At 70.9% G+C, this 22258-nt stretch carries 16 protein-coding genes; 7 read left to right on the forward strand and 9 right to left on the reverse strand.

Annotation, left to right across the window (positions count from 1 at the left end; all coding sequences use genetic code 11):
* Nucleotides 1–5 precede the first annotated feature (5 nt).
* The 4 genes from OG625_RS06430 to OG625_RS06445 form a co-directional block, all read right to left on the reverse strand.
* Nucleotides 6–1181, reverse strand: a complete 1176-nt coding sequence (locus tag OG625_RS06430; RefSeq protein ID WP_329377178.1) for an MAB_1171c family putative transporter — start codon at nt 1179–1181, stop codon at nt 6–8.
* The gene (locus OG625_RS06435) at nt 1171–1674 is read right to left on the reverse strand and encodes a hypothetical protein (protein ID WP_329377180.1); all 504 of its coding nucleotides are present in this window, start codon (nt 1672–1674) and stop codon (nt 1171–1173) included. The genes OG625_RS06430 and OG625_RS06435 overlap by 11 nt, the downstream gene beginning before the upstream one ends.
* Before the next feature lie 246 nt (nt 1675–1920).
* Nucleotides 1921–4404 carry a Tex family protein gene (locus tag OG625_RS06440; RefSeq protein ID WP_329377182.1) on the reverse strand — a complete coding sequence of 828 codons (2484 nt, stop codon included), beginning with the start codon at nt 4402–4404 and terminating at the stop codon, nt 1921–1923.
* 84 nt (nt 4405–4488) lie between these two features.
* The gene (locus tag OG625_RS06445; RefSeq protein ID WP_329377184.1) at nt 4489–5346 is read right to left on the reverse strand and encodes an SCO6745 family protein; all 858 of its coding nucleotides are present in this window, start codon (nt 5344–5346) and stop codon (nt 4489–4491) included.
* A gap of 117 nt (nt 5347–5463) precedes the next feature.
* Here OG625_RS06445 and OG625_RS06450 point away from each other — a divergent pair, with 117 nt between their 5' ends.
* Both OG625_RS06450 and OG625_RS06455 read left to right on the forward strand, forming a co-directional pair.
* A complete protein-coding gene (locus OG625_RS06450; protein WP_329377186.1) occupies nt 5464–6213 on the forward strand; it encodes a hypothetical protein in 750 nt (249 codons plus the stop codon).
* Between the two features lie 359 nt (nt 6214–6572).
* Nucleotides 6573–8120 carry a M1 family metallopeptidase gene (locus OG625_RS06455; protein ID WP_329377188.1) on the forward strand — a complete coding sequence of 516 codons (1548 nt, stop codon included), beginning with the start codon at nt 6573–6575 and terminating at the stop codon, nt 8118–8120.
* A gap of 6 nt (nt 8121–8126) precedes the next feature.
* Here OG625_RS06455 and OG625_RS06460 read toward each other — a convergent pair whose 3' ends face one another.
* Complete coding sequence (locus OG625_RS06460; protein WP_329377190.1) at nt 8127–9023, reverse strand: oxygenase MpaB family protein; 897 nt, start codon at nt 9021–9023, stop codon at nt 8127–8129.
* Nucleotides 9024–9153: 130 nt separating this feature from the next.
* Here OG625_RS06460 and sph point away from each other — a divergent pair, with 130 nt between their 5' ends.
* Nucleotides 9154–10149, forward strand: coding sequence for a sphingomyelin phosphodiesterase (gene sph, locus OG625_RS06465; RefSeq protein ID WP_329377193.1), 996 nt, complete (start codon nt 9154–9156; stop codon nt 10147–10149).
* Nucleotides 10150–10219: 70 nt separating this feature from the next.
* Here the strand turns inward: sph and OG625_RS06470 are convergent, their stop codons facing one another.
* On the reverse strand, nt 10220–12052 hold the full coding sequence (locus OG625_RS06470) for an AMP-dependent synthetase/ligase (RefSeq protein ID WP_329377195.1): 1833 nt from the start codon (nt 12050–12052) through the stop codon (nt 10220–10222).
* An 85-nt stretch (nt 12053–12137) separates the two neighbouring features.
* Between OG625_RS06470 and OG625_RS06475 the strand changes: the two genes are divergently transcribed.
* From OG625_RS06475 to OG625_RS06490, 4 genes are all read left to right on the forward strand, one after another.
* Complete coding sequence (locus OG625_RS06475) at nt 12138–12887, forward strand: MerR family transcriptional regulator (RefSeq protein ID WP_329377197.1); 750 nt, start codon at nt 12138–12140, stop codon at nt 12885–12887.
* Nucleotides 12888–13059: 172 nt separating this feature from the next.
* Complete coding sequence (locus OG625_RS06480; protein ID WP_329377199.1) at nt 13060–13887, forward strand: FAD binding domain-containing protein; 828 nt, start codon at nt 13060–13062, stop codon at nt 13885–13887.
* The gene (locus OG625_RS06485; protein WP_329377201.1) at nt 13884–16610 is read left to right on the forward strand and encodes a molybdopterin-dependent oxidoreductase; all 2727 of its coding nucleotides are present in this window, start codon (nt 13884–13886) and stop codon (nt 16608–16610) included. Before OG625_RS06480 ends, OG625_RS06485 begins: the two co-directional genes overlap by 4 nt.
* Nucleotides 16607–17578 carry an antibiotic biosynthesis monooxygenase gene (locus OG625_RS06490; RefSeq protein WP_329377203.1) on the forward strand — a complete coding sequence of 324 codons (972 nt, stop codon included), beginning with the start codon at nt 16607–16609 and terminating at the stop codon, nt 17576–17578. Before OG625_RS06485 ends, OG625_RS06490 begins: the two co-directional genes overlap by 4 nt.
* Before the next feature lie 63 nt (nt 17579–17641).
* On the opposite strand, the gene OG625_RS06495 is transcribed toward OG625_RS06490, so the two are convergent.
* The 3 genes from OG625_RS06495 to OG625_RS06505 are packed head-to-tail and all read right to left on the reverse strand — an operon-like array spanning nt 17642 to nt 22248.
* Nucleotides 17642–19813 carry a 3-hydroxyacyl-CoA dehydrogenase NAD-binding domain-containing protein gene (locus OG625_RS06495; RefSeq protein WP_329377205.1) on the reverse strand — a complete coding sequence of 724 codons (2172 nt, stop codon included), beginning with the start codon at nt 19811–19813 and terminating at the stop codon, nt 17642–17644.
* 50 nt (nt 19814–19863) lie between these two features.
* Complete coding sequence (locus OG625_RS06500; RefSeq protein WP_329377206.1) at nt 19864–21078, reverse strand: acetyl-CoA C-acetyltransferase; 1215 nt, start codon at nt 21076–21078, stop codon at nt 19864–19866.
* Between the two features lie 27 nt (nt 21079–21105).
* On the reverse strand, nt 21106–22248 hold the full coding sequence (locus tag OG625_RS06505; protein ID WP_329377209.1) for an acyl-CoA dehydrogenase family protein: 1143 nt from the start codon (nt 22246–22248) through the stop codon (nt 21106–21108).
* Nucleotides 22249–22258 lie beyond the last annotated feature (10 nt).

The following is a 22258-nucleotide window of genomic DNA, read 5'->3' on the forward strand; positions in this document are numbered from 1 at the left end:
CGGGTTCACTTCCTCGTGGGAGCCGCGGCGGCGTATTCCTGGGCGACGTCGACGAGGAACGCTGCCTCGTCCGCCAGGTCGCCGTCCGCCTTCGTGGTCTGGATCGCGGCCGGGAGTTCCAGCGCGGCCGCCTCGCCCGCCTGCCCGGGCAGGCCGTCGAGTTTCGCCTGCCGCGCCTCCCTCAGTACGGAGGCCAGCGCGGCCGCGGTGCGGCGCTGCTCGGGGACCCCGCGTCCGGCGACCTGGCCGCGGGCCTGCTCCAGGGCGCCCGGGGCGACGTACTCCCCCAGGATCAGGATCGCGTCGCGGGTCTCGATGACCTTGCGGTAGACGAGCAGGTTGCGCGGTACGGGCGGCCACAGCAGCTCCACCACCCGGCCGGCCCGCGGCTTGTTGAGGGCGACGTGCGGGACGGCCTGCACCAGGTCGCGCCACAGGGGCCACAGCCGCCACGCGGTGGCGATGTCGGCGGCGCCGCGGCGGAAGAGGAACAGGGTCGGCACGAGGATGGCGGCCGCGCGCAGCAGGCCGTGCAGGTTCATCATCAGCGGCAGCGCGGGCATCGCCCACGTGCTGCCGAACAGCCCCTTGAGCAGGTACGCGAACCAGAACAGGCCGGCGAGCGCGGTGCCGAGCCCGAAGAGCAGCAGCCCGGCGGCCAGCCCGCGGCTCTCGGTGCGGCGGCTGTAGCGCCAGCACAGGGCCACGCAGACGGTGTTGGCGACCAGGTGCGCGGAGATCAGCACCAGCCAGTACGCGAGTGAGGGCACCGGGTCGCCGACCGGCGGCATGGTGTGGCTGCCGTGAGCGGGGGCGGCCGCGTCCAGGGCGAGGAGGGCGGCGATCCACCCCACGGTCGCCACGCAGGAGGCGAGTTGGAGCCTGCGGCCCCGGGTGGTGGCGGCCACGAAGTAGAGCACGGCGCCCGCCGACAGCACGCCGATGAAGTTGCGGGAGAGCCCGATGGCGTGGGCGTAGTCGGGGCCGCGGCGCATCGCGTACGCGACCACGTCGGGCAGGTTCAGGGTCATCGCGGCGGCCGCGGTGGCCACCGCCAGCCACAGTCCGCGCTGTTGCGGGGAGCGCAGGGCACCGGGGGCACGGAGCAGGAGGGCGATCCACAGGCACACCACGCTCGGGACGGCCAGCCAGTTGCCGAAGGCGGTCAGATCAGCTGCCATCGTTCCTCCGCTCGTACCCCATGGCCGACTCCAGCCGGGCCAGGGTGCCGCGCGGCCGGACCGTGGTCCCGTGTGCCGCGGTGTTCGCCGTGCGGATGCGGATCATGCTGGCGAGCATCTCCGCTTCCTGCTCCTGGCGGGTGGTGTAGTTGGTGCGTCCGAGGACGGTGGGGACGTGGTCGTCGTTCCCCTCCCCCTCGACCGAGTGGTGGCCGAAGAGGATGTGGCCGAGTTCGTGGAGAACGATGTGCTCCCGGTGCAGCGGGGTGGTCTGGGCCTCGTAGAAGACGTAGTCGACGTTGACGGTGCCCACCCAGAGCCCGCAGACGCCCGTCTCCGCCGCCTCCTTGGGGAGCGGGTGGAGCCGGATGGGGCGGCCCCGCTGTTCGGCTATGCGGTTGCAGAGCTCGTCGAGGGAGAACGGATGAGGCAGTTCCAGATGGCCGAGAATGTTCTCGCACCTTTTGCGCAGACTGACTTGCCGGTGGGACATGTGATCCCTCTTCGGACCCTTTCTCGGGCAGCGTCTGTAGGCGTGCGGGGGCATGGGCATGGTGTCCTGTGCCTTCAAAGCGGCCTCGGGGAACGCGGTCCTGAGGGGAATGCGGAAGCCCGTCCGCCGAAGTGACGAACGGGCGTTCCACCATGCCTACATATCTTGTACGACCATTGGCAAGACAAGTCCCCACGTGGGGTACGTATTCGGCCATTCCGTACGCATGCCCGCGCGGGGCACGGCCTAGCGCTTGCGGCGCTCCTCGGGGCCGGTGAGGCCCGCGCGGCGCAGGGCGTCCGCCATCGCGCTGTTGGCGGGGGCGGGGCCGGAGGCGCTGCCGCCGCCGCCCTGCCGCTGGCCCTGACCGCCGCCTCGCTGGCCCTGGCTCTGGCCCTGGCCCTGGCCCTGACCCTGACCCTGACCGCCGCCACGCTGGCCCTGGCCCTGGCCCTGACCGCCGCCGCGCTGCTGGGGCGGACGGCCGCCGCCGGAGCGGCGCTCCTGCCGGTCCTGCCGGTCCTGCCTCGGGGCGCCGACTGCCGCCGTCCGGTCGGCCTCGTCCTCCAGCCGCAGCGTCAGTGAGATCCGCTTGCGCGGAATGTCCACGTCCATGACCTTCACGCGGACGATGTCGCCCGGCTTGACCACGTCCCGCGGGTCCTTGACGAAGTTCTTCGACAGCGCCGAGACGTGCGCCAGTCCGTCCTGGTGGACGCCGATGTCGATGAAGGCGCCGAAGGCGGCCACGTTGGTGACCACGCCCTCCAGGATCATCCCGGGGGCCAGGTCGCCGATCTTCTCCACGCCCTCCTTGAAGGTGGCCGTCTTGAAGGCGGGGCGCGGGTCGCGGCCCGGCTTCTCCAGCTCGCGCAGGATGTCGGTGACCGTGGGCAGGCCGAAGGCCTCGGTGACGAACTGCTCCGGGCGCAGGGAACGCAGGACGGAGGTGTTGCCGATCAGGGCCGCCACCTCGCCGCCCGCGGTCTTGCCCATGGCCCGGACCACCGGGTACGCCTCGGGGTGCACGGCCGAGCCGTCCAGCGGGTCGTCCCCGCCGCGGATGCGGAGGAAGCCGGCGCACTGCTCGTACGCCTTCGGGCCGAGGCGGGCCACGTCCTTGAGGCCCTTGCGGCTGCGGAAGGGGCCGTTGGCGTCGCGGTGGGCCACGATGTTCTCGGCGAGGCCGCCGCTGATGCCCGACACGCGCGAGAGCAGCGGCGCGGAGGCGGTGTTGACGTCCACGCCGACGCCGTTCACGCAGTCCTCGACGACCGCGTCGAGGGAGCGGGAGAGCTTCACCTCGGCCAGGTCGTGCTGGTACTGGCCGACGCCGATCGACTTCGGGTCGATCTTGACGAGCTCGGCGAGCGGGTCCTGGAGGCGGCGGGCGATGGAGACCGCGCCGCGCAGGGACACGTCCATGCCGGGGAGTTCCTGCGAGGCGAAGGCGGAGGCCGAGTACACGGAGGCGCCCGCCTCCGAGACCATCACCTTGGTGAGCTTCAGCTCGGGGTGGCGGGTGATGAGGTCCCCGGCGAGCTTGTCGGTCTCGCGGGAGGCCGTGCCGTTGCCGATGGCGACGAGCTCGACGGCGTGTTCCTTCGCGAGGCGGGCCAGCTTCGCGAGGGACTCGTCCCACTTATTGGCGGGCACGTGCGGGTAGATCACGTCGGTGGCCACGACCTTGCCGGTGGCGTCGACGACGGCGACCTTCACACCGGTGCGGAAGCCCGGGTCGAGACCGAGGGTGGCGCGGGTGCCGGCGGGGGCCGCGAGCAGCAGGTCGCGCAGGTTCGACGCGAAGACCCGTACGGCCTCGTCCTCGGCGGCGGCGCGCAGCCGGGTCCGCAGGTCGATCCCGAGGTGCACCTGGATCTTCGTACGCCAGGCCCAACGGACGGTGTCGGCCAGCCACTTGTCACCCGGGCGGGCGCGGTCGGCGACGCCGAAGCGGCGGGCGATCATGCCCTCGTACGTGGACGGCCCCGGGGTCTCACCCGGTTCCTCCGGCTCCAGCTCCAGGCTGAGGACGTCCTCCTTCTCGCCGCGCAGCATGGCGAGGACTCGGTGGGAGGGCAGTGCGGTGAACGGCTCGGTGAAGTCGAAGTAGTCGGCGAACTTGGCGCCCGCCTCCTCCTTGCCCTCGCGGACCTTCGCCGCGAGCCGGCCGCGGCCCCACATGCGCTCGCGCAGTTCGCCGATGAGGTCGGCGTCCTCGGCGAACTTCTCGGTGAGGATGGCGCGGGCGCCCTCCAGGGCGGCGGCCGGGTCGGCGACGCCCTTGTCGGCGTCGACGAACGCGGCCGCGGCGGCGGCCGGTTCCACCGACGGGTCGGCCAGCAGGCCGTCGGCGAGCGGCTCCAGACCGGCCTCGCGGGCGATCTGCGCCTTGGTGCGCCGCTTGGGCTTGAAGGGCAGGTAGATGTCCTCCAGCCGGGCCTTGGTGTCGGCCGCGTTGATCCGCGCCTCCAGCTCGGCGTCGAGCTTGCCCTGCTCCCGTACGGAGTCCAGGATCGCCGAGCGCCGGTCCTCCAGCTCGCGCAGATACCGCAGCCGCTCCTCGAGGGTGCGCAGCTGGGCGTCGTCGAGCATCTCGGTCGCTTCCTTGCGGTAGCGCGCGATGAACGGCACGGTGGAGCCGCCGTCGAGCAGCTCGACCGCGGCCTTGACCTGCCGCTCCCGTACGCCGAGCTCCTCGGCGATCCTGCCTTCGATGGACGTCGTCACGATCGGGTCCCGCCTGCCTTCGTTTGCACTGGAAGGCTGCCAATTGTGGCAGGTGGCGGTGACGGACGGCGGGAGCCCTGCCCGTCAGCCCCGAAGGTCCCGGGGGAAGGCGCCGGCCGCCATGGCCTTGTACACGATGGCGCCGCCGAGTTCGGCGAGGCGGGCCAGGCCGGCCGCGCCGAGGTGCTCGTACGGGGCGGCGTCGAGGCGGTCGGTCTCGGTCTCCAGCCGCTCGCGCAGGGCGGCGCCCTGTTCGGTGAGGGCGCCGTCGGCGTCGAGCACGCCGCGGGAGCGCAGCCGGTCGGCGGCGGCGTCCAGGTCGGTCTGCTCCCAGCCGCGGATGCGCTTGAGCCACTTGGGGCTCATGCCCTTGCCGGTGGCGGTGTGGCTGACCAGGGCCTCCAGCGGGTCGAGGTCCGCGAGGAGGAGGGCGGCGAGGTGGCCGTCGCCGCGGTGCTCGCGCAGCAGGGTGGTGGCGTGCCAGAGCCGCAGGTGCGGCTGCTCGGGGACCGGGAGGTCGGCGTGGGCGGCGTAGAGGACACGGCCGTGCCGGGTGCAGCCCTCGGTGGCGCGTATCGCCAGGTCGGCGGCCTCGGCGAGCTCGGGCGACTCGATGGTCTCCGCGCCGAGGAGCCGGCGCAGGGTGGCGTCGGCGGTTCGCAGCCGGGCGGCGAGGACCTGCTCGGGGGTGGCGACGTCCCAGACGGCGGGCAGGTGCCGGGCGACGAGGTCGTGGCGGTAGTTGTAGAACGCGGCCGTCACGGCGCCCGGACCGACGGCGCCCATGGCGGCGGACCGGTGGGCGAGGTTGACGGCGACGTGGTCGGTGATCCCGAGGTCGGCGAACTCCTTGGCGGTGTCCGGCGAGAAGTAGATCGTGGAGTGCAGCGGGTTGATGGCTGCATGCCAGCAGTGCCGGGCCGCGAGCGGGGGAAGCGTCATGCGCGCCAGGTTACCGACTGCTCAGTATGCCGGGAAGGCCGTGTCACAGGCGGGCTGCCGCTCCCGCCGCACCGGCCCGCGCGGTCGCGGGGAAGCTGTCTGTCCTAGCCTGACCCGATGATGTTCGAGCGGGACTTCCGGGTCGGTGACGTGCTGTCGGTCACCTGCCCCTTCACGCCGACCACGGTCGATCGAGGCCTGATGTGGAACCACGTGTCGGTGCGCTGGCCGTGGCGGCGCATCGACACCGACAGCGACTTCTTCCGCTGGAACGGGGGCGTCGCCCTCGGCGTGGCCGACGACCACCAGGTCCCGTCGGAGGCCGGTATGGAGCTGTTCCGGACCGACCCGCCGCCCGAGCGCCTGGCGGCCGGAGACGCCTGCCGGGTCGGAGTCCCGCCGACCGTGGTTCACGTGACGGCTGTCGACCACCACGACCCTCCGCTGGAGACGGGCTGGCTACCGCGCCCCGCCCTGGGCGTGACCGTGCTGCGCCGCGGCCTGTCCTACCGGGAGTACGCGGACGACGACCATCTCAACGGCGTGGGTTACACCCTTCACCCGGGCGACGGGACCCCCTTCACCTTCGAGCTGCTGATGCGGCCGTACGCGTTCCTCCAGCCGGGCGACGAACTCGCCGACGCCGCCGGGCGGGCGTGGCGGTTCGACGGCCCTTGGGACTGGACCGCCTTCGACGGGAACGGGCCCGGGGCGGGTCCCGCGTGGCCTCTCGTCCTCCTGACCCGCTCCGGAGCACCGCGCCTCGTCGCGGACGCGGAGGCGGTCGCCGAACGCACGGCGGTCGGGTCCCACCAGGAGACGGTCCGGCACTGGATGTCCCTCACCGAGGCATCGCCCACCCCCTGACCGACGACGTGCGGCACCGGCTTGATCCAGCCGATCCGGAGGGCCGCCGCCGGCGACCGGCGCGGGTTCCCGGCCGCCGGCGGGGCACTCTGCGACCGGCGCGCGCACACCGACGCGGCCCCGGCGCTCGGGATGCTCCGCAGGCCAGGGCCCCGGACGGCGGCGCGGGCCGCCCGCGCGGGGCTGCGCGGCACCCGGTCACGCGGTCGGAGCCGCGGCGCCACCCGGCGGAGCGTGACGGCCGAATGGCGATCATGTGACAACACGGGCCATGGACATGACCTGATGCGCCACGGATGAATACGGTCGGACGACCAGAGCTCGAACCGATCTGTCTCCCCTACCACTTGGAGCCATTCGTGCACCGCAAAGTCATCGCCCCGAGCGTGCTCGCCGCTTCCCTGCTGCTGGTGATCCCGGCGTCGGCGGCGAGTTACGGTCCGGGCGCCCCGGGTATCGGCGATCCCTACTACCCGGCCAGCGGCAACGGCGGATACGACGTGTCGCACTACGACCTGCGGCTGAAGTACCAGCCGCAGACGGACCTGCTCGAAGGCACCGCCACCCTGCTCGCCACCGCCAAGCAGGACCTGTCCCGCTTCAACCTCGACTTCGGGCTCAAGGTCAGCGAGGTCCGGGTCAACGGCGTCAAGGCGAAGTTCGCCGCGTCCGGCACCCAGGAACTGGAGGTCACCCCGGCCAAGCCGCTCGCCCGCAACACCCCGCTGACCGTCGTCGTCAAGTACGCGGGCAAGCCCTCCGAGCTGAAGATCGACGGCTGGACGGCCTGGCACCGCACGCCCGACGGCGGCGTGGCGGCGCAGGAGCCGGACTCGGCGGTCTGGTGGTTCCCGAGCAACGACCACCCGCTCGACAAGGCCACCTTCGACGTCTCGGTCAACGTCCCGGACGGCACCCAGGCCATCAGCAACGGCGTGCTGCAGTCGCAGACTTCACGCCTCGGCTGGACCAGGTACAACTGGCGCTCCAACAAGCCGCAGGCCACCTACCTCGCGACCCTCGCGGTCGGCAAGTTCGACATCACCACCGACAAGACGGCGAGCGGACTGCCGATCCTCAACGCGTACAGCAAGGACCTCGGCGACAACGCGGGCGCGGCCCGCGCGAGCGTGGAGCGGACCGGCGAGGTCGCGGAGTGGCTGGAGGGGGTCTTCGGGCCGTACCCCTTCAACGCGCTGGGCGGCTACGTGCCGAACGTGTCGGCCGGCTTCGCGCTGGAGACGCAGACCCGCCCCTTCTACGGGCCGCGCCAGTTCCAGAACGGCGCCAACGTCTCGGTGGTCGTGCACGAGCTGGCCCACCAGTGGTACGGCGACAGCGTGTCCGTCGACGGCTGGAAGGACATCTGGATCAACGAGGGCTTCGCCCGCTACAGCCAGTGGCTGTGGTCGGAGAAGGAGGGCGAGGGCACCGCCCAGGAGCTCGCCGACTGGGCGTACGGCGTGCGCCCGGCCGAGGACCCGTTCTGGCAGGTCAAGCCGGGCGACCCGGGCCCGGAGAACCAGTTCCACGGAGCCGTCTACGACCGTGGCGCCATCGCCGTGCAGGCGCTGCGCAACCACATCGGCGACGAGAAGTTCTTCGAGATCCTCAAGGGCTGGCCGACCGAGCGCGCCCACGGCAACGCGAAGGTCGCGGACTTCGTCTCGTACGCGGAGAAGGTCTCCGGGCAGCCCCTCGCCCAGCTCTTCCAGACCTGGCTCTACACCCCGGGCAAGCCCGACGCCTCGGCCCTGAACCCCACGGCCCCGAGCGCCGCGGCCCGCTCCCTCGCGGCGCCGCCCACGGCCCCGGCGCCGAAGACCGAGCCGAAGTCCTGGAAGAAGATCGCGGAGACGAACACGATCCACGAGCACGGCGAGCACGGCGGACACGCCGGCCGCTGAGTCCCGTCAGCGGGCGGCGGCGCGCCATCGGGCGCGCGCCGCCCGCGCCAGGGGGAGGTAGCGGAGCCGTTCGGGCAGCAGGGGTACGAGGATCCGCGCGGCCGTGCTGAACCGGCGCAGCCGGCGTTCCTGGGCCGGGGTCCACTCCAGGCCGAGCACGGTGCGCGCCTCGGGCGGCATGTACCCGACGGTGACGAAGGCGCGCACGCGCAGGAACGCCACCCGCAGGGCCGGCCAGGTGAGCCGCAGCAGCAGCCGTACCGCGGGCGAGCCGACCTCGGGCCGGGGCAGCGGCACGTCGGTGGCGACCAGTTCGCGGGCGACCTTGGTGGGCTCGATCTCCTCGGCCAGCATCCGGCCCCAGTACGTCCAGTACTCCTCGACGGTCTGCGGCATGTCCCGGTCGCGCAGGCCCAGGATGCGGCCGACCTGGAGCCACTCCCGGTAGAGCTGGCGCTCCTGGGCGGGGGTGATGGGGCGGAACAGGTAGCGGCCGGCGTACAGGGCGACCGGGAACCCGGTGGCGTGCACCCAGGCGTAGCAGGCCGGGTCGAGGGAGTGGTACCGCCTCCCCCGGGTGTCGGTGCCCTGGATCTCCTTGTGTGCGCGGCGTACCCGGCGGCCCTCCTCGGCGGCGTCCTCCCCGCCGTACACCCACAGCAGGACGGACCGCAGGGAGCGCTCGCCCCGGCCCCAGGGGTCGGTGCGGAAGACCGAGTACTGGTCGACTCCGGCCCCGACGGCGGGATGGGCGACCTGCAGGGTGAAGGCGGCGGGCAGCGTGAGCAGGGACCGGATGTCCCCCGCGTTGGTCCACAGCACGCCGCCGGGCGGGGGCGGCGCGGGATCGGTTCGGGTTCCCGCGGGGCGGTTCTCCGGTGCATGTGCTGCCGTTCTGCTCATGTGACAAGTATGCGAGAGACAGATGTCCCCGGGCCGGACAGAAAGTCGCTGCACGGGTGTTACCCAGAGGTAACCGTGGCTGCTTGGATGACGGAGACGATCTTCCCCCGCAGGAATGATGGAGTCCTTCATGCCGCACACCTCCCACCGCCGCCACCGCGCCGCCGCCGCGGCCGTCGCAGCGATCGCCGCCGGCGCCCTGGCCGCCACCACCGCGCCCGCCGCCACGGCCGCGGAATCTTCCGCGACCGCCACGCCACGGCTCAGCGTCCTGTCGTACAACGTGTTCTTGATGAGCAAGAACCTGTACCCGAACTGGGGTCAGGACCACCGGGCCGCGGAGATCCCGAAGGCCTCCTTCTACCAGGGCCACGACGTGGTCGTGATCCAGGAGGCGTTCGACAACGCCGCCTCGGACGCGCTCAAGGCCAACTCGGCCGCCAAGTACCCGTACCAGACCCCGGTCGTCGGCCGCAGCAAGACCGGCTGGGACGCCACGGGCGGCGCGTACTCCTCCACCACCCCGGAGGACGGCGGCGTCACGATCCTCAGCAAGTGGCCCATCGTCCGCAAGGAGCAGGTCGTCTACAAGGACGCCTGCGGCGCCGACTGGTGGTCCAACAAGGGCTTCGCGTACGTCGTTCTGAACGTGAACGGCACCAAGGTGCACGTGGTCGGCACCCACGCCCAGTCCACCGACCCGGGCTGCGGCGCGGGCGAGGCGGCGGAGATGCGCGCCCGCCAGTTCCGCTCCATAGACGCGTTCCTGGACGGGAAGAACATCCCGGCGAACGAGCAGGTCATCGTCGCCGGCGACCTGAACGTCGACTCGCGGACGCCGGAGCTCGCCTCCATGCTCGCCAACGCCGACCTGGTGAACTCCGACACCCGCACGGGCCACCAGTACTCCTTCGACACCGCGCTGAACTCGATCGCGAAGTACCGCTACCCGACCGACCCTCGCGAGGACCTCGACTACGTCCTGTACCGCAAGGGCAACGCCCGTCCGGCGGGCTGGGAGAACAACGTGCTCCTGGAGCAGTCGGCGCCCTGGACGGTCTCCAGCTGGGGCACCTCCTACACGTACGACAACCTCTCCGACCACTACCCGGTGATCGGCCGCTAGCGCACACGAAGGCGGCTGCGCGACCCGGCCCGGCCGGGTCGCGCGGCCGCCGCACGGCCGGACGGTTGGGTTACGGAGATTCGTACGATTCCCCGTACAGACCGTCGATCAGTGCGCCGTACTTCTCGCGGACCACTTTGCGGCGGAGTTTCAGCGAGGGGGTGAGCTCCCCGCTGTCGGGGCCCCACTCTTCGGTGAGCAGCCGGTACCTCTTGATCTGCTCGGTGCGGTTCAGTCGCTCGTTGGCCGCCCCGACCGCGCGGGCGATCTCCTCTCGGACGGCCGGGTGCGCGGCGAGTTCGGCCGGTGACCGCGCCTCGATTCCGCGGGCCGCGGCCCACACGGGGGCCAGTTCCGGGTCCAGGACCAGCAGGGCGACGAGGTAGGAGCGGCCGTCCCCGTGCACCAGGGCCTGGCCGATCAGCGGGTGTTCCTTGACGGTGTTCTCCACCAGGGCCGGCGAGACGTTCTTGCCGTTCGAGGTGATGATCAGTTCCTTCTTGCGGTCGGTGATCCAGAGGTACCCGTCCCCGTCGAGCCGGCCGACGTCCCCGGTCGGGAACCAGCCCTCGGCGTCGGAGGCACTCTCCAGCGAGCCGTCGGGGCGCATGTACCCGCCGAAGACGGTCTCGCCGCGGGTGAAGATCTCCCCGTCCTCGGCGACCCTCAGTTCCAGCCCTTCGATCGCGCGACCCACCGAGCCCAGCCGGAAGCCGTCCGGGCTGTTGATCGTGCACACGCCGGAGGTCTCGGTGAGCCCCCAGGCGTCCATGATGGTGATGCCCCAACCGGCCCAGAACTGCACCACGTCGATGGGCATCGGCGCGGTGGCGCTGGCCGTCCAGACCAGGCGGTCCATCCCCGCGAGCTGGAGCAGTGGGTCCAGGACCTGCTCCTTGGCCGTGGCGTACGAGGCTTCGAGCACGGCCGGGACCTCTTCGGCCCGCTCCCGGTGGCCGGCGTGGGCGCGGGCCAGGTCGTTCGCAGCCTCTATGGCCCGGCGCTGCTCCTCGGGGAGCTGCGCGAGGACGGCCCGGACGGACGCGGCGAGCTTCTCCCAGACCCGGGGGACGCCGAAGAACTGCACGGGGTGCAGCTCGCGGACGGCGGCCGACACGGCGGTCGGGTCGGCGCACAGCCGGACGTGGGCGGCGCGCAGCAGGGGCAGGTAGATCCCGAGGACCCGTTCGGCGATGTGCGCGAAGGGGAGGTAGCAGATGTGCTCGGGGTGCTCGGGCAGTTCGATGTGCCGGTCGATGCGGACGGCCTGGAGCACGAGGTTGCGGTGGGTGAGGCGGACGCCCTTGGGGTCGCCGGTGGTGCCCGAGGTGTACACGACGGTCAGCGCGTCCTCGGGCGAGACCTCCCGCCAGGCCTTCTCGAAGTCCTCCGAGGCGAACAGCCGGGCGCCACTGGCGTGCAGGGAGCCGTAGGTGTGGTGCGGGCCCGCGTCCGCGGCCTCGGCGACCACCAGGCGCTCCAGCGGCACGGTGTCGTCGGCCAGCAGGGGTTCCCACCGGGCCAGTTCCCGGGCGCCCTCGATCACGGCGACCCTCGCCCGGCTGTGGCGGGCGATGTGGGCGATCTGCTCGGGCGCGGAGGTCCCGTACACGGTGACGGGGACGGCGCCCAGGTGGACGAGGGCGAGGTCGCTGAGCCAGTGCTCGGGGCGGTTGCCCATCATCATCAGGACGTGTTCGCCGCGCTCGACGCCGAGGGCGGCGTATCCGGAGGCGAGGACGGCCACCTTGCGGCGGACCTCGCTCCAGGTGAGGGTCTCCCAGCCGTCGCCCGAGCGCCACGAGAGGGCGGGCAGTTCCCCGTACTCGGTGGCGTTGCGGGCCAGCAGGGCGGGATAGGTGATCTCTTCGGGTCGTCCGGGCAGTCGCAGTTTCGTGGTCATGGGCAGCTCCTGGCCGTTTCACATCGTTGGTGCGACAGCAATACTGTTGAACCCAAGCTGTGGAGCAGAGAGCGAGGCGCAGACGATGGCCGACCAGGCACCCGAGCCGATGCTCACCGTCGACGAGCTGGCGGCCCGGGCGGGCGTCACCGTGCGCACCGTACGGTTCTACAGCACGCGCGGGCTTTTGCCTCCCCCCGTGATCGGACCTCGTCGGGTGGGCCACTACGGGCCGGAGCACCTGTCCCGGCTGGCGCTGATCGAGGAGCTCCAGCACCAGGGGATGACCCTGTCGGCGTGTCAGCGCTATCTGGAGGCACTGCCGGACGACCTGAGCGCGCACGATCTGGCGATCCACCGGGCGATGGTGGCGAGTTGGGCCCCGGACGCGGCGCAGGAGGTCTCGCGGGCGGAGCTGGAGAAGCGGGCCGGGCGGAGCCTGTCCGACGCCGACGTGCGGCGGCTGACGGCAATGAACGTACTGGCCCCCTCGGGCACTTCCGGCGGCGGGTTCCGGGTGGACGTGGGGCTGCTGCGGCTGGGGGTCGCGCTGCTCGACGTACCGATCGCGCACGAGACGATCCTGGCGGCGCGCAAGGTGCTGGTGGAGCACACCCGGTCGGCGGCGCACGAGCTGACGGCGCTGTTCCGCGACGAGGTGTGGGGGCCGTTCACGGAGGGCGAGAGCGATCCGGAGCGGGTGGAGTCGATGAAGGCGCTGTCGGCGCACATGCAGCCGATGGTGGTGCAGGCCCTGGTGACGGCTTTCCAGCGGTCCCTGCGGGAGGAGCTGCGGGCGGCGTTCGTGGACGGTGAGACACCCGGCGGGCCATAGCCGCAGCCCAAAGCCCTGCTTTGGCGGGGCAGGCCCGTTCTCAGTACGCTGGAAAGGAGTCTTTGCGCCCGCCGGCCCCTGCTCTGAGCGGGTCGGCCCCAGCGGCCCCAGCGGATTGTGATTCTGCCGCTCAAGGTGGCGGCCACCCCTGCATGTAACGGGCAGGTGCTTCATGGACCTCAACACCATCAGCGAAGTCGTCAGGCGACCGTCCGACCGTCCGGGCGCCGACTGGCGCGAGGGCGATGCCTGGCTCGCCGGCGGGACATGGCTGTTCTCCGCCGAGCAGCCGGGCCTGCGCCGCCTGGTCGACCTGACAGGCCTGGGCTGGGACCCCCTCGTGCCGAGCGACGCGGGCCTCGAGATCGGCGCCACGTGCACCATCCGGGACCTGTACGCCTTCACACCCCCGGCCGAATGGATCGCGGGCCCCCTCTTCGCGCAGAGCTGCGAGGCGTTCCTGTCCTCGTTCAAGGTCTGGAACTCGGCGACCGTCGGCGGAAACATCTGTATGTCCTTGCCGGCCGGCCCCATGATCACGCTGACGGTCGCGCTCGAGGCCGAGTACGAGCTGTGGGCCCCCGACGGGTCGGCGCGCACCGCCGACGCCCTCGACTTCGTGACCGGGAACAACCGGAACATCCTCGCTCCCGGGGAACTGCTGCGGCGCATCCGCATTCCGGCACGCGCCCTGCGCAAGCGCACCGCACACCGCCTCTTCACACTGACCCACCTCGGCCGTTCGACGGTCTTCCTCGTCGGTACGCACACGCCGGGAACGAGCGACCTGCTGCTCACCATCACGGCCGGCACCACACGGCCGGTGCGCATCGCCTTCGACACCATGCCCGATGCCCGCGCCCTGCAGGAAAGCATCAACGGCATCCCTGCCGACGTCTGGTTCGCCGACCCCAACGGAACCCCGGACCACCGTCACCACCTCACCCTGCACTTCGCCGAAGAGATCCGCCACGCACTCATGGCTGGGGGCCCGGCATGACCTACACCGTGAACGGCAGGAGCTTCTCCGAGGACCCGGACCCCGGCCAGTGTCTGCGTACGTTCCTGCGTGCGCTCGGCCACTTCGGCGTCAAGAAGGGCTGCGACGCCGGCGACTGCGGCGCGTGCACCGTGTGGCTGGACGGCACTCCGGTCCACAGTTGCATCACCCCCGCCTTCCGCGCGGAAGGCCATGAGGTGACCACGATCGAGGGTCTCGGATCACCCGGCGACCTGCATCCCGCGCAGCGCCGGTTCCGAGACGCCCCGGGGTTCCAGTGCGGTTTCTGCACCGCGGGGATGATCATGACCTCGGCGACGTTCACCGACGCCCAGAAGGCGGACCTGCCACGGGCGTTGAAGGGCAATCTCTGCCGTTGCACCGGCTACCGGGCGATCGAGGACGCGGTGAAGGGCGTCGCCAGTGTGCAGACGGCCGCGCCGGGTAGGGCCGTCGGAACGAGCGTTGGCGCGCCGGCGGCCGACGACGTGGTGACCGGTCGGGCCGAGTTCACGATGGACACCCGCATGGAAGGCATGCTGCACCTCAAGGTGCTGCGCTCGCCCCACGCGCACGCCCGCATCGTCTCGATCGACAAGACCGCCGCGCTCGCGGTCCCCGGCGTCCATCGCGTCTACACCTGGGAGGACGTGCCCCGCAAGCGCTTCACCACCGCCATCCACACCGACCACCTCGTCGATCCGGACGACACCTACATCCTCGACAACACGGTCCGCTTCGTCGGCCAGCGCGTCGTCGCGGTGCTCGCCGACACGGTCGGGGCGGCCGAGGAGGGCTGCCGGAAGGTGGCCGTGGAGTACGAGGTGCTGCCGGCGGTCTTCGACCCCGAGAAGGCCATGGCCGACGGGGCACCGCAACTGCACGGCTCGGAGGACCCGTTCGCCCGCGACTACGTCCACAACCTCCTGCTGGAGATCCACTCGCACATCGGCGATGTCGATGCGGGCTTCGCCGCGGCCGACGTGATCCACGAGGGCACGTACTTCTCACCGCGCGTGCAGCACGCGCATCTGGAGACGCACGGCTCGATCGCCTGGATGGAGGACGGGCGCCTGAACGTCCGCACCAGTTCGCAGTCTCCGTCGATCGCGAAGGTCAAGCTGGCCTACCTGTTCGCGCTGCGCCCGGACCAGCTCCGCGTGTTCTGCAAGCGCGTCGGCGGCGGTTTCGGCGGCAAGCAGGAGGTCATCTCGGAGGACCTGGCCGCGCTGGCCGCCCTCGACACCGGGCAGCCCGTCTGTTTCGAGTACACGCGCGAAGAGGAGTTCACCACGGCTTCTCCACGGCATCCGATGAAACTGACGGTCAAGCTCGGCGCGAAGGCCGACGGCACGCTCACCGCCTTCCAGGTCCGCAACGTGTCCAACACGGGCGCCTACGGCAACCACGGCGGCGAGACCCTGTACGCGGGCGGCGCCGCCGTCATGATCTACCGCTGCCCCAACAAGAAGTACGACGCCTTCTCCGTCTACACGAACACCGTTCCGAGCGGCGCCCTGCGCGGTTACGGAATGACCCAGCCGGCCTTCGCCGTGGAATCGGCGATGGACGAACTGGCCCTCGCCCTGCACATGGATCCGCTCGAACTGCGACGCCGCAACATCGTGCGCCCGGGCGAGCCGCTCGTCGCCCTGCACGACGGGCCCGACGACGTGGTGTTCCACGAGGACGGGCTCGGCAAGTGCATCGACCTCGTGGCCGGCGAGCTGGCCCGTACCGCCGACCAGCCCTCCCCCGGCCCCGGATGGCTCGTCGGGGTCGGCGTCGCGAGTTCCCTGCACGAGACCGCGCCCCCGACCGAACACATCTCCGAGGCCTGGCTCACGCTCGGCGACGACCTCGTGTACGAGCTGGCCGTCGGCACCGTCGAGTTCGGGGAGGGCACGTCGACCGCGCACGTCCAGATCGCGGCCAACCAGCTGGGTACGACTCCGTCTCGGATCCGCCTGGTGCAGTCCGACACCGACCGCACGGGATTCGACACCGGCGCCTTCGCGAGTGCCGGACTCTTCGTGGCGGGCAACGCGGTCCTCCGTGCGGCCAACGCGGTGCGCGACCGCATCATGGACTTCGCCTCCACGTACACGGGCGTCCACGTCGTGATGTGCTCGATGGACGACGACGGCGTCGTCTGCGGGGACGAGCGCGTCTCGCTGGCCACGCTCGTCGCCAAGGCCCGGGCGCGCGGCATCCGCTTCACGGCCGCCCGCAAGGCGTACGGCTCGCCCCGCAGCCTCACCTCCAATACGCAGGGCTTCCGCGTCGCCGTCCACCGGGTGACGGGTGAGATCCGTGTCCTGTACAGCGTCCAGGCGGCCGACGCCGGTGTGCTCATCAACCCGGAACAGGTCCGGGGACAGGTGGAGGGCGGTGTCGCCCAGGGCATCGGATTCGCGCTGACCGAGAACTTCCAGATCGACGCGGACGGCGTCATGGCCAACCCGAACCTCCGCAACTACCGCATCCCCACCTACGCCGACGTGCCCCGCACGGACGTGCTCCTGGTGGGCTCGTCGGACTCCGTCGGGGCCATGCGGTCGAAGGGGATGGCGGAGTGCTGCATCAACCCGGTGGCCCCCGCGCTGGCGAACGCGCTCCGAGACGCCACGGGCATCCGCTACCGCGAGCTGCCCCTCACTCCGGAACGGATCTACGGCCGGCTCGTAGAGAGCCAGTCGGCGCGGACGGGCACGCGACGATGACGACCGACCGGCAGGCGGACGCCGCGGCGACGGTCATCATCGGCCGGAAGGTCCGCCCCGGCATGGAACGGGCGTACGAGAAATGGCAGGAGGAGGTCAACGCCGCCGCCGCCCGCTACGCCGGTCACCTCGGCGCCGAGGTGTCCAAGCCGACCGCCTTGCAGTCCGACTGGGTGATCGTCTACCGGTTCGACTCGGTGGCCCATCTGCAGGCGTGGATGAACGGCGCGACCAGGCAGAAGCTCCTCGACGTCGGCGCGCACTACTTCGACGGTCCCGCCACCCAGCAGGTGATCAGCGGAGGCACGACGCCGACAGACCCGCTCGTGACCGTGGTGGTGAGCCACCGCGTCAATCCGGACAACGTTGACGACTTCCTCGCGTGGCAGGAGCACATGAGCCAGGAGGAGAGCAAGTTCGAAGGGTTTCGCGGCACCGAGATATTCCGCCCCGTCGAAGGCCTTCAGGACGAGTGGACCACCCTGTACCGCTACGACAACGCCGAACACCTGGACGCCTGGCTGACGTCGGAGAAGCGACGGGAGATGCTCGCCGAGGGAGAGAAGTTCAACGACTTCAGACTGCGCACGATCGACAACTCGTTCGGCAGTTGGTTCGCCTTCGAGGAGAACGGCAGAGAGGCTCCGCCGCCATCGGAGACCAAGACCGCCATCGCCGTCTGGGTCGGCCTGTACCCGACCGTCGTGCTGCTGACGCTCGCCCTGCATCCGCTGGGGATGCCGCTCTGGCTCGGGCTGCTCGTGGGCAACCTGCTGTCGAGCTTCATCATGAGCTTCTTCACCATGCCGCACTATGTGAACCGGCTGCTCAGGCGGTGGCTGCGGCCCTCACCGGACGAACCGCCCGCCAGGACCAACCTCGTCGGCGGCGGCATCGTCGCCGCGCTGACCGTGTTCTGGGTCCTCGTCTTCTACCTCGTGACCGAGGTGTTCTGGACACTGCCCTGACCCGGGGCCACGGAAGCGGAAGGCGGGCCGGAATCACCCCGGCCCGCCTTCCCCCTCACTGCACTAGTCGCTGTACGTCTCGCCGCGCTCGGCCTTCGCGACCAGGGAGGCGGGCGGGGTGAAGCGCTCCCCGTACTGCGCGGCCAGCTCCTGGGCGCGGGCCACGAAGCCCGGCAGGCCGCCCTCGTAGCCGTTGATGTACTGGATCACGCCGCCGGTCCACGCCGGGAAGCCGATGCCCATGATGGAACCGATGTTGGCGTCGGCGATCGAGGTGAGGACGCCCTCGTCGAGGCAGCGGACGGTGTCCAGGGCCTCGGAGAAGAGCATCCGCTCCTTCATGTCGACGAACGGGATCTCGGCGTCCGGTTTGGCGAAGTGCTCGCGCAGGCCCGGCCAGATGCGGGCGCGCTTGCCGTTGTCGTCGTACTCGTAGAAGCCGCCGCCCCCGCTGCGGCCGGGGCGGCCGAACTCGTCGACCATGCGGTCGATGACGGTGTCGGCGGGGTGCTCGGCCCACGCCCGGCCCTCGGCCTCGAAGGCCTTCCGCGTCTCGTTGCGGATCTTGCGCGGGAGCGTGAGGGTGAGCTCGTCCATCAGGGAGAGCACCTTGGCCGGGTACCCGGCCTGGGCGGCGGCCTGCTCGATCGAGGCGGGCTCGATGCCCTCGCCGACCATCGCCACACCCTCGTTGATGAACTGGCCGATGACGCGCGAGGTGAAGAACCCGCGCGAGTCGTTGACCACGATCGGGGTCTTGTTGATCTGGCGGACCAGGTCGAAGGCGCGGGCGATGGCCTCGTCGCCGGTCCGCTCCCCCTTGATGATCTCGACGAGCGGCATCTTGTCGACCGGCGAGAAGAAGTGCAGCCCGATGAAGTCGGCGGGGCGCGAAACCCCTTCCGCCAGGCCGGTGATGGGCAGGGTGGAGGTGTTGGAGCAGAGCAGCGCGTCCGGGGTGAGGAAGTCCTGGATCTCCTGGAACACCTTGTGCTTGAGGGCGGTGTCCTCGAAGACGGCCTCGATGACGGCGTCGCAGCCCGCCAGGTCGGCGGCTTCGGCGGTCGGCGTGATCCGGGCGAGCAGCTCGGTGCGCTGGGCCTCGGTGGTACGGCCGCGGGAGACGGCCTTGTCGAGCAGCTTCTCGGAGTACGCCTTGCCCTTGGCGGCGGCCTCGGCGGTGACGTCCTTGAGGACCACCTCGATGCCCGCGCGGGCGCAGGAGTAGGCGATGCCCGCACCCATCATCCCGGCGCCGAGCACGGCCACCTTGGTGACCTTGCGCGGTGCGATGCCCTGGGGGCGGCTGCGGCCGGCGTTGACGGCCTGGAGGTCGAAGAAGAACGCCTGGATCATGTTCTTTGCGGTCTGCCCGGTCACCAGCTCGGTGAAGTAGCGCGCCTCGATGGTCAGCGCCGTCTCGAAGTCCACCTGGGCGCCTTCGACGGCGCAGGAGAGGATGTTGCGCGGCGCCGGGTACGGGGCCCCGTTCAGCTGCTTCTTCAGGTTGGCCGGGAAGGCCGGGAGGTTCGCTGCGAACCGCGGGTTGGACGGCGTACCGCCCGGGATCTTGTAGCCGGGTACGTCCCAGGGCTGCTTCGACTCGGGGTGCGCGTCGATGAAGGCGCGGGCCTTGGCGAGCATCTCCTCGGGGGTGGCGGCCAGTTCGTGCACCAGGCCGTTGTCCAGGGCGCGCTGCGGGTTGTACTGGGTGCCCTGGAGCAGCACCTTCAGCAGCGCGTCGGCGATGCCCATGAGGCGGACGGTGCGGGTGACGCCGCCGCCGGCCGGGAGGAGGCCGAGGGTGACCTCGGGCAGGCCGATCTTCGAGCCGGGGGCGTCGAGGGCCACGCGGTGGTGGGAGGCCAGGCAGATCTCGTAACCGCCGCCCAGGGCCGTGCCGTTGATGGCGGCGACGACGGGCTTGCCGAGGGTCTCGATGCGGCGCAGCGAGTGCTTGATGGCGGTGCCGGTGTCGAAGGCCAGCTGCGCGTGCTCGGGACGCAGCTGGATCATGTCCTTGAGGTCGCCGCCCGCGAAGAAGGTCTTCTTGGCGGAGGTGTAGATGATGCCGCGGATGGAGTCCTTCTCGGCCTCGGCGCGGTCGGCGACGGCCGCGATGGAGTCCTTGAAGGCCTGGTTCATCGTGTTCGCGGACTGGTCGGGGTCGTCGAGGATCAGGGTGACGACGCCGGTCTCGTCCTGTTCCCAGCGGATCGTGGTGGACTCGCTCATGTTCGCTACTTCCGTGTGAGGTGGGATCAGGGATCAGGGATCAGGACGGTTCAGAGACGTTCGACGATGGTGGCGACGCCCATGCCGCCGCCGACGCAGAGGGTGACGAGGCCGTAGCGCTTGTCCTGGCGCTCCAGCTCGTCGACGATCGTGCCGAGGATCATCGCTCCGGTGGCGCCGAGCGGGTGGCCGAGCGCGATGGCGCCGCCGTTGACGTTGACCTTGTCGAGGGACAGGCCCATGTCCTTGACGAAGCGCAGGACGACGCCCGCGAAGGCCTCGTTGATCTCGACCAGGTCGATGTCGTCGATGGTCAGCCCGGCCTTGGCCAGGGCCTTGCGGGTGGCGGGGGCGGGGCCGGTGAGCATGATGGTCGGCTCGGAGCCGGAGACTGCGGCCGAGACGATCCGGGCGCGGGGGGTGAGTCCGTTGCGCTCTCCCGCCTCGCGGGAGCCGATGGCGACGAGCGAGGCGCCGTCGACGATGCCGGAGGAGTTGCCCGCGTGGTGGACGTGGTCGATCTTCTCGACCCAGTGGTACTTCTGCAGCGCGACGGCGTCGAAGCCGCCGAGGTCGCCGATGTCCGCGAAGGACGGCTTGAGCTTGGCGAGGGTGTCGGCGGTGGTCCCCGGGCGGACGAACTCGTCGTGGTCGAGGACGACCAGGCCGTTGCGGTCGGTGACCGGTACGACGGACTTGGCGAAGCGGCCGTCCTTGATGGCCGCGGCCGCGCGCTCCTGGGAGAGGGCCGCGTACTCGTCCACGTCTCGCCGGGAAAATCCCTCGATGGTGGCGATCAGGTCGGCGCCGATGCCCTGCGGGACGAAGTTGACGTCCCAGTTGGTCATCGGGTCGTTGAACCAGGCTCCGCCGTCGGAGGCCATCGGGACGCGGGACATCGACTCCACGCCGCCGGCGAGGACCAGGTCCTCCCAGCCGGAGCGGACCTTGGCGGCGGCCATGTTGACCGCCTCCAGGCCGGAGGCGCAGAAGCGGTTCTCCTGTACGCCGGCCACGGTGTCCGGGAGTCCGGCGGCGATGGCCGCGACGCGGGCGATGTCGGAGCCCTGGTCGCCGACCGGGCCGACGACGCCGAGGACGATGTCGTCGATGGTGGCGGGGTCCAGGCCGGGGTTGCGCTCGCGCAGGGCGTGGATGAGACCGACGACCAGGTCGATCGGCTTGGTCCCGTGCAGGGCGCCGTTGGCCTTGCCTCGGCCGCGCGGGGTGCGGATCGCGTCGTACACGTAAGCTTCGGTGCTCACTGGTCAAGCCTTTCGGGAGGTCTGGGTCTAGCCGAGCAGGGAACGGCCGATGATCTCTTTCATGATCTCGGTCGTGCCGCCGTAGATGGTCTGGATGCGGCCGTCGGTGAAGGCCCGCGCGACCCGGTATTCGGTCATGTACCCGTATCCGCCGTGCAGTTGCAGGCACCGGTCGGCGACCCGCTTCTGAAGCTCGGTCGCCCACCACTTGGCCATCGAGGCGTGTACGTGGTCCAGTTCGCCGTTCGCGTGGTCGACGATGCACCGGTCGAGGAAGGTACGGGTGACCGCGCACTCGGTGGCCATCTCCGCGATCTCGAACCGGATGTGCTGGAGCTTGGACAGCGGCCGCCCGAAGGCCTCGCGCTCCTTCACGTACCGGGTGGTGATCTCCAGCAGGTACTCGGCGGCTGCGATGCCGGCCATCGCGATGCCCATCCGCTCCTGCGCCAGGTTGGTCATCAGGTGGACGAAGGCGCCGTTGAGCTCGCCGAGCAGGTTCTCCTTCGGGACGCGGACGTCGTGGAAGAAGAGCTCGGCCGTGTCCTGGGACTTCTGGCCGATCTTGTCGAGGTTGCGGCCGCGCTCGAAGCCCTCCGTACCGCGCTCGACGACCAGCAGGGAAAGGCCGTGCGCACCGCCCTCGGGGGTGGTCTTGGCGACGACGATGACCAGGTCGGCGAGGATGCCGTTGGAGATGAAGGTCTTGGAACCGTTCAGCACCCAGTGGTCGCCGCGGTCCTCGGCGGTCGTACGGATCCCCTGGAGGTCGGAGCCCGCGCCCGGCTCCGTCATCGCGATGGCGGTGATGGTCTCGCCCGAGCAGAAGCCGGGCAGCCAGCGGCGCTTCTGCTCCTCGGTGGCGAGTGAGGTCAGGTAGGGCCCGATGATGTCGTTGTGCAGGCCGATGGCCAGCCCGGGGGCGCCCGCCCGGGTGAACTCCTCGGCGATCACGGCGGCGTAGCGGAAGTCGGTGTTCCCGCCGCCTCCGTACTCCTCCGGGACGGCGAGGCCCAGCAGCCCCTGCCGGCCGGCGGCCCGCCAGGCCTCGCGGCTGACGATGCCGTCCTTCTCCCACTGCTCGTAGTGCGGCAGTACCTCCTTGGTGAGGAAGGTGCGGACGGTTTCGCGGAACGCCTCGTGGTCGGCGTCGAAGATCTGGCGTTTCATGGGTACGGCT

This window comes from Streptomyces sp. NBC_01351, assembly GCF_036237315.1.
Lineage (GTDB): Bacteria > Actinomycetota > Actinomycetes > Streptomycetales > Streptomycetaceae > Streptomyces.

What these genes read in the sequence shown, in the direction of transcription:
- OG625_RS06430 (WP_329377178.1), bottom strand. Translation starts at nt 1,181, where the DNA reads ATGGCAGCTGATCTGACCGCCTTCGGCAACTGGCTGGCCGTCCCGAGC.
- OG625_RS06435 (WP_329377180.1), bottom strand. Translation starts at nt 1,674, where the DNA reads ATGTCCCACCGGCAAGTCAGTCTGCGCAAAAGGTGCGAGAACATTCTC.
- OG625_RS06445 (WP_329377184.1), bottom strand. Translation starts at nt 5,346, where the DNA reads ATGACGCTTCCCCCGCTCGCGGCCCGGCACTGCTGGCATGCAGCCATC.
- OG625_RS06450 (WP_329377186.1), top strand. Translation starts at nt 5,464, where the DNA reads ATGATGTTCGAGCGGGACTTCCGGGTCGGTGACGTGCTGTCGGTCACC.
- OG625_RS06460 (WP_329377190.1), bottom strand. Translation starts at nt 9,023, where the DNA reads ATGAGCAGAACGGCAGCACATGCACCGGAGAACCGCCCCGCGGGAACC.
- sph (WP_329377193.1), top strand. Translation starts at nt 9,154, where the DNA reads ATGCCGCACACCTCCCACCGCCGCCACCGCGCCGCCGCCGCGGCCGTC.
- OG625_RS06470 (WP_329377195.1), bottom strand. Translation starts at nt 12,052, where the DNA reads ATGACCACGAAACTGCGACTGCCCGGACGACCCGAAGAGATCACCTAT.
- OG625_RS06475 (WP_329377197.1), top strand. Translation starts at nt 12,138, where the DNA reads ATGGCCGACCAGGCACCCGAGCCGATGCTCACCGTCGACGAGCTGGCG.
- OG625_RS06480 (WP_329377199.1), top strand. Translation starts at nt 13,060, where the DNA reads ATGGACCTCAACACCATCAGCGAAGTCGTCAGGCGACCGTCCGACCGT.
- OG625_RS06485 (WP_329377201.1), top strand. Translation starts at nt 13,884, where the DNA reads ATGACCTACACCGTGAACGGCAGGAGCTTCTCCGAGGACCCGGACCCC.
- OG625_RS06490 (WP_329377203.1), top strand. Translation starts at nt 16,607, where the DNA reads ATGACGACCGACCGGCAGGCGGACGCCGCGGCGACGGTCATCATCGGC.
- OG625_RS06495 (WP_329377205.1), bottom strand. Translation starts at nt 19,813, where the DNA reads ATGAGCGAGTCCACCACGATCCGCTGGGAACAGGACGAGACCGGCGTC.
- OG625_RS06505 (WP_329377209.1), bottom strand. Translation starts at nt 22,248, where the DNA reads ATGAAACGCCAGATCTTCGACGCCGACCACGAGGCGTTCCGCGAAACC.